The following is a 13,165-nucleotide window of genomic DNA, read 5'->3' on the forward strand; positions in this document are numbered from 1 at the left end:
GAGAGTAAAACCGACTGCCCGCGCCGGCAACCGTCTCTGCGCTGCGTGCCAGGCACGAAAGAGCAGTCAGGCCGTGACGCGATAGTTCAGGTAGACCATGCCGTTGTCGAAACGACGCTCGCCGACGAGCTCAAGCGATTGGCGCAGGTCATCGGGATACGCCCGTGTTCCACCGCCGATCAGAATCGGCACGATGAACAGTTGTAGCTCGTCGACCAGGCCGGCCCGCATCATCTGCGCTGCGAGACCGGGACCACCGACGGAGATGCTCCGTTCCGACGTCCGCTTCAGTTGCCGAATCAACTCCGGGTCAAAGCTGCGCTCGATTTCGGTGCGATCGCTGGTTGGCGCATCCAATGTCGTTGAGAACACGATCTTGTCGGCGGCTTGCCAGATGCGGGTGAAGTCCCAAATCACGCCGGGTGGGTCGACCAGAGTGTCGGCGGTCTCCCAAAACAACATCGTCTCGTACATCCGACGCCCGAGGAGATACGTTCCGACCGAGCGCTCGAGGTCGTTCACGAAGGCATGCACCTCTTCATTCGGCTCGGCCCAATCGAAGTTGCCCGTCGCATCCGAAATGTATCCATCGAGTGACGAGAACATCGAGTAGCTGAGATTGGTCATGGCAAACCTCCAGGGTTCGGAACGATGAACGACACGACGACCCTAAGTCCGACCGCCTGCACCGGCAACCAGCTGAGCGACACTGACCGGAACATCATCATCACCCTTGCTTGCTATTTAGCATTAGTGCTAGATTGCGAACATGTCCGAGTCGACCGCTGATATCTTCACCGCCCTGGCACACCCCACCCGCCGCCAGATCCTCCAAGATTTGAAGGATGGCGAGATGGCGGCCGGCGAGATCGCCGCCCGGTTCACGAGTTCCGGGCCCACAATCTCGCGGCACCTGTCTATCTTGAGAGTCGCCGGACTGGTCACCGAGCGACGCGACGCGAACCGCATTCTCTACTCCCTGGTGGGCGACCGCCTCGCTCTATCAGTCGGCGAGTTTCTTTCGTCGGTCTGCCCGGAGCAGATGCTGCTGCGGAGCATCCGGCCCCCAACGAAGCAGCCTGCGTCGATTGGCGCAGCCGCTGAAGGCGCCGACCGCGCATGAGATACCGGGCCCCGAACCTGGCCGCGACCATTGAGCGTCGCCTCCTCATCAACTACCGACTCGATCCGGTCGTGGCCCAGTCTTTGCTGCCCGCATCTCTACGTCCCCAGTTGGTCAACGACAGCGCGGTCGCCGGCATCTGCCTGCTTCGCCTCGGCGCGCTGCGCCCCACCTGGTTCGCTCCCCCGGTCGGCTGGGGTGCCGAGAACGCAGCGCACCGCATCGCCGTCGAGTGGGACGACGCATCCGGAACCCATGCCGGGGTCTACATTCCCGAGAGACACAGCGCCTCATGGCTGCCGGTTGTCGTGGGTGGCCGGCTCTTTCCCGGAGTCCACAAGCACGCCAATTTCAGCGGCGCCGAAACTCCAGAGCGCGTGCAGGTGACGATGACCTCTGCCGATACGAACGTGCGGGCGGATGTGGAGATCACCGACAACTGGACGAGCTCACTCTTCGACACGGTGACGGATGCCTCGGTCTTCTTCCAGAACGGGTCGATCGGTTGGTCGCCCTCTCACGACGGACGCGCACTCGAAGGGCTCCAGTTGAAAACAACGCAGTGGCGAGTTGCTCCGGGAACCGCCGTCGCCGTTGAATCCTCGTTCTTCGACGCGTTGCCCGCCGGTTCGGCCGTGCTCGACAACGTTTTGGTCATGCGCGATGTGCCGATCACGTGGAGTGCGCCGCAGAGCCTCGACTCACGCAACGGGTAGCCGCTGCTAGCGACTCAGCGTCACTAGCGGCTGAGGGTGATGCCGACCGTGGCGAGCGTGCCGACGACGACACCCCAGATCGTGATCGAAATGATTTGCCAGAGGATGACGGAATTCTTCGGGGCACCGAACGACACCATGGCCGCTGAAGTGAATTGGCTCGGCAGAATCACCGGCCCCACCAGGCTCACCCCGGCCACGCCGTATTTGTCGAACCAGGCCCGCACCTTCCGCCGACGAGACGACTCCTCCGGCGGCGTTTTTCCGTTCAGGACACCCACGCGTACTCGATGCGCGGTGAGCGCGAAGATCATCATCGAGATGATGTTGCCCACGATCGCCGCAGCAATCGCGACCACCGGAGTGACCCCGGCGAGAATGCCGATCACCGAGCCGAAGTATGAGTCGACGAAGGGAATGGCTGCGACGAGCATCACGCCGACCCACTGGAGAAACTCGGGGAAGGAGGAAGTGAAGTCTTGCAGAGCGGGAATCATCGGCAGTGCCTTTCGTGGTGGAGTGAAGCGATAGGTCCATCCTGTCGACGCCCCGGCAGCCGAAGTAGTGCCGTGGTGTCACCGCATTTGTGGTGATTCTGCATACAAGTACGTGACAAATGTCACTGCCCTACGCTGGTCGACATGCACCGTTTTGCCCTTCTCGCTCCCCGACACCCGTGGGTGCGCTCCTGATGCCGACGCTTGCCCGACGCGCTCGCACGCAAGAACCTGCACTGGCCGGGGCTTCAGTCGGGATGGCCCGCTCTTCGCAGCCGGTTCAACTCGATCATGGGCGAGGCGTGCACGCCACCTGGACATACACCCTCGGCTCGATCGCCTTCGTCGTCGTTGTGCTCGCGGCATTTCTCGTGCTGATGTCCGCGTCGACCTTCTCTTCTTCACGCAACCCGCTCGACGGCGCGGTGCTCGTGGCAATCCTCGTCTCCGCGGCGGTCCAGCTGCGGTATTGCTGGTTTCTGCAACGCGGACGGGGCGGCGGCCTGCCCCACCCCGCCTGGACGATTGCGCTGCTCGCCCCGCCCGCCCTCGCGTGGATTCTTGGCCTTCTCACGCCGGGTCTCGGCGTCATTTCCGCGTTCCCGTTGTGGATGGCGCTGTGCCTGATGGCCTGCCTCCTGCACAAGCGCCGGCGTCGGCTGTTGCTGGCGGGCGGGATTGTGGCGGTCGTGCTTCATCCGTTTCTCGCCCTTGCACTGAACGGAACCGCACCAGAAATTCCGCTCAATAACAATTCCTGGCTGCTTTTGACCTACGGAGCGTTGTTCCCTGCCATGCTGCTCAGCGGCCTGTGGTGGTGGGAGATCGTGGTGGAGCTTGACCGACACCGGCGCGCCTCCGCCGAGCTCGCCGTCGCCCACGAACGTCTGCGGTTCGCCTCAGATTTGCATGACATTCAGGGTCACCACCTGCAGGTGATCGCACTCAAGTCTGAGCTGGCCGAGCGGATGCTTGACATCGATATCGAGGCCGCCCGGGCCAACATCCATGAGACCCGCATCATCGCCAAGCAGGCCCTCGACGAGACACGCTTGCTGGTCTCCGGCTACCGCGAGATCGCGCTGGACGACGAAATTGGGAACGCCCGCGAGGTGTTGTTTGCAGCCGGAGCGGAATGCGAACTGAATCTCGATGCCGACGGCGACAGTGGCACCTCAGCGCCAGCGCCCAGCGCCGAGGTGCGCCGAGCGCTCGGACTGGCCGTGCGCGAGGCCACGACCAACATTCTGCGACACAGTGCTGCGAGTCACGCAATAATTCGCCTGCGCCTGGGACGAGACGTCTGCACACTGGAAATCAGCAACAACGGTCTCGTCGAGGGCGGCCAGCCGAGCCGAACGCCGGGGTCCGGCCTCGCCGGCTTACGGGAACGCGTCATAGGGCTCGGCGGAGAGTTCGACACCAGGATCGACGGTGAAAACGATCGGTTCACGCTGCGCCTGCAAGTTCCGACTCAGCACGGGGTCACATCATGAGCGACAGTGCAGCTGTTTCAGCACCAGCGCCGCGCCGCATCCGTTTGCTCATCGCCGACGACGAGCACCTCATTCGCGGCGCGCTCGAAGCACTGCTCGGGTTGGAGCCGGACATCGAGGTCGTGGCGAGCGCCGACAACGGTGTGACCGCCGTCGAGCTTGCGATCGAGACCCGACCCGACATCTGTCTGCTCGACCTTGAGATGCCACAGGCCGACGGCCTCGAAGCTGCCGCCCGCATCCTGTCAACGGTCAACACCCGGGTCATCATCGTCACGCGTCATGCCCGACCGGGCGTGCTGCGACGGGCACTCGCCACCCGCGTTTCAGGGTTCGTGCCGAAGTCGACCCCGGCCGAAGAACTGGCCAACGTCATTCGCGATGTTGCTGCCGGCAAGCGCTACATCGACCATGAGATTGCCGCAGCGGCACTCACCGCGGATCGTTGCCCGCTCACCGATCGCGAGCTCGATGTGCTGCGCGTCAGCCGCAGCGCACTGGGAGTGCAACAGATCGCCGACCAGCTCCACCTTGCATCCGGAACAGTGCGCAACTACCTCTCCTCGGCCATGACCAAGCTCGATGCGGTCTCCCGGCACGATGCCGCCGAGCGGGCATGGCAACACGGTTGGATCTAGAGATTCACCAGATCCTCACTGCGTTCGCACAACCCCGCCGGTGCGCAGCCGAGCGCTAAGGTGAGCGCAGAATCATTCTGAGCTCGGGGGAAGCACATGCAGACTGAACCAAACTCGCAGCCAGAGGCGGCGCCATCCGCCACTACTCACTTCACGACAACGTGGGGTGGACTTGCCATCGTCGTGGCCGGGCTACTGCCACTCGTGGTGACGCTGGGCTCGCTCGATGGCGGAACCTTCCCCATGTTCTGGACCGGCCCGCTCGATCTGCTCTCGTCGCTTGTGCTCGCCATCGGACTGATCATTCTCGCCTTCGGGCTGCGCGGGGAGGGCGACATCGTCGGCGGCTCACGGTGGGGGCAGTCCGCACTCCTGGTACTCGGGCTTGCACCCGTCGCGCTCGATCTGTTTCTTCGCTTTTCCAGCAGTGCGCCGGTGGATCTCGCGGACTTGCTGTTTGACGTGGTGATCTTTTTCAACGTGCTGACGGCCGTGTCGGCCGTCCTCGCCGTGGCAGTGATCGCGCGGGTCCGGCTTATCCCCCGGTACCTGCGGTGGGGTGCTGCCGTCGTCGTCGGATGGGGCATCGTGCGAGCCTGCCTCGATTACTTTCCCTTTGGCCTCTTTCCGCCGGGCTTCGCCCGTACCTATGAAGCCCTCGCCCCCGTCATCCTTGGCGTATGGACTGGCGCCGCCATCATCCAATTCCTCCTGATGATCGCGCTCGGCATTGGACTCGCCCTCTACGGAAACGCCGGCACCCTCCGCCGGTGGCGTGACACTGTAGACCGCAACTGGTAGCGACTGCCTTCAGGCAGCCAGCTGCCGACCGACGTCCGCAGGCCTCAGGCTCCCCCGGGCGGATCGATCAGCAGACTCACGCGCTCGGCGAGATAGCTGTCGAAGTCGATCGCCATCTCGTCGGCCACCGAGGTATTCCAACGCACGAGTGCGCGCCCGCCACGCAAGAAGAGTGGGCCGGTCGACTCATGGAAACTCGCGGCATCCGTCGCAATTTCGGGCGCATCGAAGTTCACTGTCTCCCCCTTGGCAAAGTGCCCTTTCAACGCTGCGGCCCGGTAGGCGCGACGCTCCTCAGCCGATTGGGATTGGTAGCCGGCCCGGCCCGGTTCGACCGCCCGGGTGGTGGTTCCCGTCGCGTAGAGCGTTCCATCGCGGCCGAGCAGGAAGACTCCGAGTCGCCAGACGCGACCGGCGGGCGCCAGCGCGGCCTCCTTGGTGAAGAACAGCACCTTGTGAGGTGCGATGTACCGGCCGTGCGCTTCATCCCGAGCACCGGCCGCGCTGAGCGTTTCGACGGCGCGGTCGAGACTGCGACGGATGTCTGCGGCGAGCGCCTCGTCAGACTTCGGCCCGACGTCTCGGCCAGCATCCTGGTCGCCGTCTCGGTCAGCGTTCGGGCGACTCATCCGCCGCATCCTCTCTCGTGTCCTCGCTTGCGTCTTCGCTTGTGTCATCGCCGATGCGGCGCGAGATCGCGCTGACTTCCTGCTCGACCGTCGCGATCAGCAGCTCACTCTGCAGAATTCGGAAGTGTCCGTTGACGGGGAGCTCGATGTTGCGTGCGCCGTCTAGCCCGCTGCCTCCCGGGATGTGCGGATCGAACTCGCCGTAGATCGAAACGATCCGCTCGTTGACCTGCAACTGTTCGAGGAGGGCACGCACGACTGAGTCGCGCGGCGAGAACGCCCGCAATGTTCGGGAGAGCATGAACCGCGCGTACCTGGAGCCTGAAAATGGTGTTGCAATCGCGACCATTCCTCGCACTGCGCCCGTCGACTGGGGGTCGTGCGGCGGGCCCGACAGATCGAGCATCAGGTGCTTGCCGATCAGTCCACCCTTGCTGTGAGCAACAAGAACGAACTCGGTGATTCCGTGGTCGGCCTGAAGCCGTCGCAATTCCGACGCGACGATCTCGGCGGAACGCGGCACCGGCATCCGGTTGGAGGCCAGCTCCGGCACGGTGAAGACCCGAAACCCGCGGGCATTGAGGCGGCGCGCGACGGGCTCCAGAAACAGCCAGGTCTCGTAGACGCCGGGTAGCAGCACGATGGCCGGCAGACCGGGGTCCCCTTCGTCGAACTGCGTCGGACTGCGTCGGTGAGCAAGGGAGCGGGCCTGTTGCACGCCGGCATAGACGTAGTCGAGACCCCAGGACGATAGCTGGCGAAAGGTCAGCATCGGCACCTCACCTGTTCGACGATGAGGTCGGTGGCGCAATCCCCGTCTGAGCACACTGACATGACTTCATCATCGCGCATGCGGCCGATGCCTGCGGTTTCTCCGGCTGACCGGTGCACCGGCGTACGCTCACATCATGAAACGTGCACTCGCGTTTGGACTCGTCACCCTGCAGATTGTGCTGCTCGCCGCACTCTTGCTGATTCCCCACGGCGCACTTTGGCCGCGCGGGGCGCTGCTCGTGCTCGCGTCGCTCGTGCTTGATGCAGTCGGCCTGGCGCTCATGCTGGCCGGAACGCTGGCCCTCGGCTCGGCGTTCACGGCGAGCCCGATCCCCCGCGAAAACACACAGCTGGCTACCCGCGGCGTGTACGGCTACATCCGCAATCCGATCTACACCGGGTTTCTCACCTTCGGCCTCGGCCTCACCCTGTACGGCGCATCCGTCTGGCACATTCTGCTCTGGCTCGCGCTGGTGGCGCTGCTCTCGGGCAAGGCGCGCTGGGAAGAACGGATGTTGGCTGCCGCGCATCCCACCTACCGCGACTATGCGTCGCGCGTCGGGCGTTTCTTACCGGGTCTCGGCCGGTTGCGGCGACCGCCGAGCGAAGAATGAGCTACTTGGTCGCGAAGTCGAGCTTCGAGTCGGCGACCGCAATGACAGACCAGGTGCCGCCACCGGCATCCGTGAACTCATAGGCGGGAACGATCAAGACGGTCCCATCGGGCTGCCACTGGCTTGCGAGCCCGAGACGTGCGCTGACAATGTCGACGTTGTTTACCGGCCACGCCAGCGAGGTGCCTGTTGCCGGGGTAGCCGGTGGCTCGGTCGGGGGCACCCACTCGGAGGGCCCGACATCAGTCTGAGCACGCATAGCCATCGGCATGATCGTCATCTGGGCACCGAACCGGGGGTCCGACAGGCGCTTGAAGCCTTCTTGCTCGCTGACGACGGGATAGTTACCGAGGGGCACGATGTGTGCGAGTGCACCGGAAGCGCTGACGACACCGGCGTTAGTGATTTCCAGCGACCACGACTGGTCGACACGCTTGCCGTCGACGACAGGCCACGCCTGGGCATTCCGCGTGAACGAGCCCTCCCAGGACTCTGAGGTGAAGTCGAACGCGCCGGGGTCGCGTCCCGCTGCGGCAACCAACGAGCGCAGGGCAGTGATCGCAGCGTCTTCGCTCGGGAGATCGGTGGGCGGCTCGCAGGGAGTGGTGCCATCTCCGCACTCCCAGGGGTTGGACCGCGGGTCAGAATAGTAAAAGCTGAGCGTTCCGTCGAGACTCACCATGAGCGACGGTGACGTTCCGTCCTGCGAACCCACTTGCCAGGAGCCATCCTTGATCTCGGCCGCTCCCTCGACACCGAGCGCTCCGGCGAGTGCGGCGACAGTCTCGGCATTCGACGACGCGCGTGCGTCATAGGTATACGCCGATGCCGTACCCGCTGCAGAGGAGAGCCCCGACGAGCTGAAGTTATTGCGGCCGAATCCGTACGGGGAGACCATGTCGGACGCCCCGCCCGCCGACAGCTTCGACTGCGCACCCCCTGCTCCCGCGGCGCCAGCGAAGCCGGGCTGAACCGGACCGTTCTGCGCTGGGCCCATGCCAGGCGCCGTGCCGCCGGCCCCGGTGCCCGTGCCCGATTGAAGCGTGATGGGCGGAGCCGCACCATCGGCGGAGTTCGTGGCTCCGCTCATCGACGCTCCGATACCGAATCCGGCACCGCCGACAAGCGCGAGCGACGCTGCCACAGCGACCAGCGGAAGCCAGAGTGGGCGTCGGCGAGCGCGCTCGGCGGTGAGGTCGGAGACCGGGGCCGGGGTGGATGTGGCGTCGGTCGTGGATGCTGCTTCGGTCGTGGATGCTGCCGTCGACTCTGCCAGAGTGCGGGCGAGCACCTCATCGGCAAATCCTGCTCGAGGCTCGACACCGGCTGCCGGATCGGCCGCACGCAGTCGGGCGATCAGTTCAACGTCGCCCGATTCGATGTCGCCTGAGTCGAGGTCGTTCGAATCGGGCTCGCTCGGGTTGAGGTCGCCCGGTTCGAGATCGCTCGGTTCGCGCTCTGTGTCGTCGTTCATGTTGGTCACCCTCCGTGAGTGCGGTTCACCTACTGATATGTGCGCTGCGGCCCTAACCTTGCAGGCAAGCTAGAACGTGAGTCGTTCTTTCCAGACGGCGCGCAGTCGCGAGCGTGCTCGGGAGAGCGCAGCATCCGCCCCGGATCGGGAAATGCCGAGCACCGCAGCGAGCTCCGCGCCATCGAGGCCCTCCCACGCGTGCAAGAGCAGAATCTGACGGTCGCGCTCCCCCACGCTCGCCAACGCACCTCGCAGTTCGGCGTCAAACAGCGCGCTCAATTCGGGGTCCTCGCTGACGCGCAGGCTGCCGGTCTCCGGCACCTCTTCGACGGGAATGTCGACATTCTTGCGGCGCTGGTTGGCAAGAATGAACCCCGCGGTCCGGTAGAGCCACGGAAGGACTGCCTCCGGCGGCACGTCGTCCCGTCGCCGCCAGGCCGTCGTGAGAACCTCGGCAGCGAGATCCTCAGCATCCTGGCGCGGTCCACGTCGGGCGAAGTAGCGCACCAGCGCTGTCGAATGCTCGCGGACTACGGCGGTGAACCATGCCGCATCCGGGCGCATCTCTGGCACGGCATCATCATCGGGCAACGCCGTCCCCCTGGTCACATCGGCCTCGGTCGCATCGGCGGCTGGCACAGCGCTGTCAGTCTTCACGACATGAATGTGTCACACGAGTTGCGAATCTTGCACGCAACTTGCGGAGAAACGCCAAGGCGCACATCTCGAATGCGAGAAACGCCGAACGGCGTGGGGCTCGCTCCCCGGTTCTACCGTCCCCCATAATTGGGTCGTGCCCTGAGGCGTCCCCCCACTCCAGGGGCACGTTGCGTCCCGCCGCGTCCCCCCACGCGGCGGGACGTTTTAGTGGCAGGAGATCCGCCTCACACCTGCGGGTGGTGAAGCTCTTAATGGTGAAGCGCGCCGGCTCCGCAATGCATGTCCCCCGGATCCCGGCGCGCTTCGGCCCTTATCCCCCCAGATTGGACATGTCTAAGCCTACCCCAATGGGACGGCGCCCCCGGCCGATCGTTCGTTCGGGCGCTGGGCTGCGTCGGAGAGGTGCGATGGATGGTGCTACTCGTTTGCCTGGTCTGAGCTGCCAGACATCCCTTCTTCGAGGAGCCTCGTGATCTCCCGCAGGGCTTCTGGTGAGGTGTCCCCAAGGGTGCGGGCTGCGAAGTTGATGACTCGCTTTACTCGGATCATGCGAACCAGCTCCAGCTGAGAATCGATGCGCTCCGGGAGGTCATCGTCAGACCCAAGCAAGTACGCGGGGGCGATTCCGAAGAAATTGGCGATCTCAGTGAGAAGGCGCACATCGCTGACCAGCGGGCCTTCACCCTTGATCATGTACTGCCATCTGGCCCGCGAGATCGACACCGACTTGGCTGTGAGACCGGCAGCGATCTCACGGTAGGTGTACGGAGTGTTTCCCTCGGCCACGACCACGTCGAGCAGCAAGTTCAGCTTGCGTGCGAGCTCCTGCTGTGGCGTGGACTGCGGGGTCCCGGCCCCACCCGCTTCATTAGGCGTCTTGGTACTCATTGGTCCTCGAGTCGTTGTGGATCCCGGTGGATGTATCTGATACGCGTCGGATGTGAGCTTCGATCCGTTGGATGAGCTGTGCCTCGCGATCCGAGAGTGGCTGGTCGGGGTGGAGCAGCAGGCTGTCGCGAACCTCGACGTAGCGGCGGTGGAGGTGCAGGGCGTGGTTACCCCGGAAATAGAGGTCGACCCGTGAGATCGGTGCTTCAATGCTGAGCTCAGGCAGGTCAGCGAGCAGTCGCTCCCAGAGGGGGGTGATCTTCCAGAGTAGCCGCCGGCTTCTACGTGCGTCACTCAGATTCTTGGCAACGCCGACAAGCAGGCGGAGACCGAGACCAACCGAGAGGAGAACTGAGGCAGCCAGTGGCGTTGAATTGGCGAGTAGCTCAACCGTCGTGGTGATGGACTTGTCACCAGTCGCCACCCTTGAGATGGCGACCTCTATCTGGATGGCCACATAGAGCACGACTGCGGCGCAGCCCAGTGCAATGATCACGAGCGCGGTCTTGATCGTCGCGTCCGACTGACGCTTGAAGTCTGTCGCGCAGGCAACCATCGTCGAGATGGCGAGAACCATGAGGGCGATCCACGTTGTGAAGCTGTAGAGCAACTGGCGCCAGTCGCCGGCGCCGACAAACTGGATGTCGTCAATCTCCCATCCGTTGCCAAAGAAGAGCGCCGCTTGGAGGGCGATCAGACCGGTGGATCCCCAGAATGCAAAGAGCTTCCTGGCGCGAGTGAGACCCGTTTTCGAAACCGCCGTCTGGATGAGGCAGTCGAAAAGCGCCACACAGATGATCGCGGTGGCATGGAAAATGAAATACGTGATGTCAGTGCCACCGATGAGCGCGTCGAAGAAGGCGTAAGGACCGCTGGAGACCAGTGTCATGGTCACCGAAAACGCCAGCATGAACCAGAAGAGCAGACGTCGTGTTCCGCGGATCGCGCTGGGGATGAGCAGGAGGGTCGTGCCCCAGAGGGCCGCGAGCACCGAGTACTCGATCAGAGCAAACATCAGAGAACTTGCCCAAATCCGGTCTGGGCGCCTTGCCGGCTGAGTGCTGCGTCCTTCCGAAGGATCATCGCGAGTTCGTCCCCGATGGCTTCAGCCATTGCCTCTTCCTCATCGGTGAAGCTACTTCTGGAGAGCGCCGACACGATCGCATTCATCGGGATGAGGGGTGCGAGAAGCGCGACTCGCTCGGCCGGCATGACCATCTTCTTGTGGTTGAGGATCATGTGGCCGAACTCGTGGTTGACGAACTGTTGGCGGTGGACAGCGGAGTCCGTTGGCGCGTAGTGGATCCGCTCAAATCCTTCACCGGCCACTTCGAGCCAGAGGGCGCAGACTCCAGCGTCGATCATTCCCTGAGGCGCCTGCCTGATGACGATCTTCTTCTCGCGGATCTGTTCCATGTGGTGGTGCAAGCGTTCCGAGCTCAAGGGGCGCGGGAGGTCAATCTCCTGCACCAGTTCTTGAGCGCGTTGTTGCCGTGCTGCGTAGTTCACGTGTGGATCCGATTTTCGTGTCGATTCGCTGCGTCCCCCAAAACCGGATCCAGCGCACCTGAGAGATGACTGGCGACCGCCAGCCTGTGATTCGTCAGGTTCTCCATGATAGCTGCGGCCTAGTCGATGGGATCGAGACCGCTTTCGATGCGCAGCTCTTCGGTCTCGACGTCGAGCACATCGAGAGCTTTGCCGGCGTCGCGGCGCACGCGGTAGCGGCCGGTGAGCAGAGACAATCGATCGCCCGGGCTCTCCAACCCGACCCGGTCGAGCATTCGAAGCCCAATGGCGAACCAACGCTCAGCGAATGTGACTTCTCCGGCCATCTCGAAACTCTCGGCAATCATCTCGTAGATTCCAAGTTCGTCGGCTCCGCCCTTCCGCACCTCATCAGCGAGAGCCACAGCCGCATCGAGTTCGTTGTTCTCCAAGTGCAGGCTGATGAGCGTGGGATGCGCCTCGAACCGTTGTGCCGACGGATGCTCGCTGGCCGCGCTGGCCAGACGAAACGCCTCCGCCATGTCATGCGCCAGTTGCAAGTGCTCGGCAGCCACAACCAGGAGGTGTGCGGGAGTGACGCCGTCACCGAGCTCATAGTTGTCGGCATCCGTCGCCCACTCTTCGAAGATGGCGGCCTTCTCGAGATGCTCGGCCGCGCCGCCGGTCACGCTGCCGGTTGCCTCGTCAAGGTCGCGAAGCTCGAGATCGTCAATGTCGTCTTCGGTGATCAGAGTTGCCATGACTCGAGGCTAGTGCTCGCGTTGGACTCGCGGCCATATACGACATTCGGCCCCCTTGTCAGTTGCGTTGCAACTGACGTTTGCGTTCTCTCGCATGATGGGGCCCACACGTCGGAGCAGATGCGGCGTAGCATCGCCCTCGAAAACGAGGGAGGCAACTGTGGACGAGAAGAGTGACTTCAATCAATTCCTCGGTCGACAAGCTGAAGCTGAAAAGGCGCTGGTCGAAGGTGATGTTGCCCCGAGGCTGAAGCTGTGGACCAGGGATGACCCCGTGTCGCTCCTCGGCGCGTGGGGGCCGAACAACCTCGGGTGGGAGGCGGTGAGCCGCACGTTTCAGTGGGTCGCCGACCGGCTGAGTCAGGGCACCTACACCGACTTCAGATTCGACGTCGACGTCGCCGAAGCCAGTGGCGACATGGCGTACACCGTCGGATTCGAACGCTTCAATTCTGTCGCGGACGATGGCACGATCGAGCCGATCACGGTGCGGGTGACCCACGTGTACCGGCGCGAGAACGGCGAGTGGAAGATCGTTCACCGCCACGGCGACATGGCGCCCGAGGATCAGAGCCCGCCGTCGGCCTGACCATGCAACGGCGAGGG

The 13,165-nt window shown here is 63.8% G+C and carries 17 protein-coding genes; 7 read left to right on the forward strand and 10 right to left on the reverse strand.

Annotated elements, in window-relative coordinates; translation table 11 throughout:
• Positions 1-66 precede the first annotated feature (66 nt).
• Entirely contained in the window at positions 67-627 is a 561-nt protein-coding gene (locus AC1DCF_RS01990) for a dihydrofolate reductase family protein (protein ID WP_477209549.1), read from the reverse strand.
• A gap of 142 nt (positions 628-769) precedes the next feature.
• Between AC1DCF_RS01990 and AC1DCF_RS01995 the strand changes: the two genes are divergently transcribed.
• Both AC1DCF_RS01995 and AC1DCF_RS02000 read left to right on the forward strand, forming a co-directional pair.
• Complete coding sequence (locus AC1DCF_RS01995; protein WP_441792465.1) at positions 770-1,123, forward strand: metalloregulator ArsR/SmtB family transcription factor; 354 nt, start codon at positions 770-772, stop codon at positions 1,121-1,123.
• The gene (locus AC1DCF_RS02000) at positions 1,120-1,839 is read left to right on the forward strand and encodes a DUF2071 domain-containing protein (RefSeq protein ID WP_477209550.1); all 720 of its coding nucleotides are present in this window, start codon (positions 1,120-1,122) and stop codon (positions 1,837-1,839) included. The genes AC1DCF_RS01995 and AC1DCF_RS02000 overlap by 4 nt, the downstream gene beginning before the upstream one ends.
• Before the next feature lie 23 nt (positions 1,840-1,862).
• Here the strand turns inward: AC1DCF_RS02000 and AC1DCF_RS02005 are convergent, their stop codons facing one another.
• Complete coding sequence (locus AC1DCF_RS02005; RefSeq protein WP_441792463.1) at positions 1,863-2,336, reverse strand: hypothetical protein; 474 nt, start codon at positions 2,334-2,336, stop codon at positions 1,863-1,865.
• Positions 2,337-2,638: 302 nt separating this feature from the next.
• Here AC1DCF_RS02005 and AC1DCF_RS02010 point away from each other — a divergent pair, with 302 nt between their 5' ends.
• The 3 genes from AC1DCF_RS02010 to AC1DCF_RS02020 all read left to right on the forward strand — a co-directional run bounded on the left by AC1DCF_RS02010 (position 2,639) and on the right by AC1DCF_RS02020 (position 5,271).
• Entirely contained in the window at positions 2,639-3,832 is a 1,194-nt protein-coding gene (locus tag AC1DCF_RS02010) for a sensor histidine kinase (protein WP_477209551.1), read from the forward strand.
• The gene (locus AC1DCF_RS02015; protein ID WP_477209552.1) at positions 3,829-4,470 is read left to right on the forward strand and encodes a response regulator transcription factor; all 642 of its coding nucleotides are present in this window, start codon (positions 3,829-3,831) and stop codon (positions 4,468-4,470) included. Before AC1DCF_RS02010 ends, AC1DCF_RS02015 begins: the two co-directional genes overlap by 4 nt.
• A gap of 96 nt (positions 4,471-4,566) precedes the next feature.
• On the forward strand, positions 4,567-5,271 hold the full coding sequence (locus tag AC1DCF_RS02020) for a hypothetical protein (RefSeq protein WP_477209553.1): 705 nt from the start codon (positions 4,567-4,569) through the stop codon (positions 5,269-5,271).
• Positions 5,272-5,315: 44 nt separating this feature from the next.
• On the opposite strand, the gene AC1DCF_RS02025 is transcribed toward AC1DCF_RS02020, so the two are convergent.
• Together AC1DCF_RS02025 and AC1DCF_RS02030 are read right to left on the reverse strand one after the other, a co-directional pair.
• On the reverse strand, positions 5,316-5,900 hold the full coding sequence (locus AC1DCF_RS02025) for a hypothetical protein (protein WP_477209554.1): 585 nt from the start codon (positions 5,898-5,900) through the stop codon (positions 5,316-5,318).
• Complete coding sequence (locus AC1DCF_RS02030) at positions 5,881-6,672, reverse strand: esterase/lipase family protein (protein WP_477209555.1); 792 nt, start codon at positions 6,670-6,672, stop codon at positions 5,881-5,883. Before AC1DCF_RS02030 ends, AC1DCF_RS02025 begins: the two co-directional genes overlap by 20 nt.
• Positions 6,673-6,808: 136 nt before the next feature.
• Here AC1DCF_RS02030 and AC1DCF_RS02035 point away from each other — a divergent pair, with 136 nt between their 5' ends.
• Positions 6,809-7,288 (forward strand): methyltransferase family protein, encoded by a 480-nt coding sequence (locus AC1DCF_RS02035; protein WP_477209556.1) that lies wholly within the window; start codon positions 6,809-6,811, stop codon positions 7,286-7,288.
• 1 nt (position 7,289) lies between these two features.
• On the opposite strand, the gene AC1DCF_RS02040 is transcribed toward AC1DCF_RS02035, so the two are convergent.
• The 6 genes from AC1DCF_RS02040 to AC1DCF_RS02065 form a co-directional block, all read right to left on the reverse strand.
• Positions 7,290-8,762, reverse strand: a complete 1,473-nt coding sequence (locus AC1DCF_RS02040) for a hypothetical protein (protein ID WP_477209557.1) — start codon at positions 8,760-8,762, stop codon at positions 7,290-7,292.
• A gap of 69 nt (positions 8,763-8,831) precedes the next feature.
• Positions 8,832-9,419 (reverse strand): RNA polymerase sigma factor, encoded by a 588-nt coding sequence (locus AC1DCF_RS02045; protein WP_477209558.1) that lies wholly within the window; start codon positions 9,417-9,419, stop codon positions 8,832-8,834.
• 420 nt (positions 9,420-9,839) lie between these two features.
• Positions 9,840-10,310, reverse strand: coding sequence for a hypothetical protein (locus AC1DCF_RS02050; protein ID WP_477209559.1), 471 nt, complete (start codon positions 10,308-10,310; stop codon positions 9,840-9,842).
• Positions 10,291-11,325 carry a DUF6545 domain-containing protein gene (locus AC1DCF_RS02055; protein ID WP_477209560.1) on the reverse strand — a complete coding sequence of 345 codons (1,035 nt, stop codon included), beginning with the start codon at positions 11,323-11,325 and terminating at the stop codon, positions 10,291-10,293. Before AC1DCF_RS02055 ends, AC1DCF_RS02050 begins: the two co-directional genes overlap by 20 nt.
• On the reverse strand, positions 11,325-11,819 hold the full coding sequence (locus tag AC1DCF_RS02060) for a hypothetical protein (RefSeq protein ID WP_477209561.1): 495 nt from the start codon (positions 11,817-11,819) through the stop codon (positions 11,325-11,327). The genes AC1DCF_RS02055 and AC1DCF_RS02060 overlap by 1 nt, the downstream gene beginning before the upstream one ends.
• A gap of 119 nt (positions 11,820-11,938) precedes the next feature.
• Positions 11,939-12,559 carry a hypothetical protein gene (locus AC1DCF_RS02065; RefSeq protein WP_477209562.1) on the reverse strand — a complete coding sequence of 207 codons (621 nt, stop codon included), beginning with the start codon at positions 12,557-12,559 and terminating at the stop codon, positions 11,939-11,941.
• Between the two features lie 160 nt (positions 12,560-12,719).
• Between AC1DCF_RS02065 and AC1DCF_RS02070 the strand changes: the two genes are divergently transcribed.
• Complete coding sequence (locus AC1DCF_RS02070) at positions 12,720-13,148, forward strand: YybH family protein (protein WP_477209563.1); 429 nt, start codon at positions 12,720-12,722, stop codon at positions 13,146-13,148.
• The last annotated feature ends 17 nt before the right edge of the window (positions 13,149-13,165 follow it).

This window comes from Leifsonia sp. 10L418, assembly GCF_056395445.1.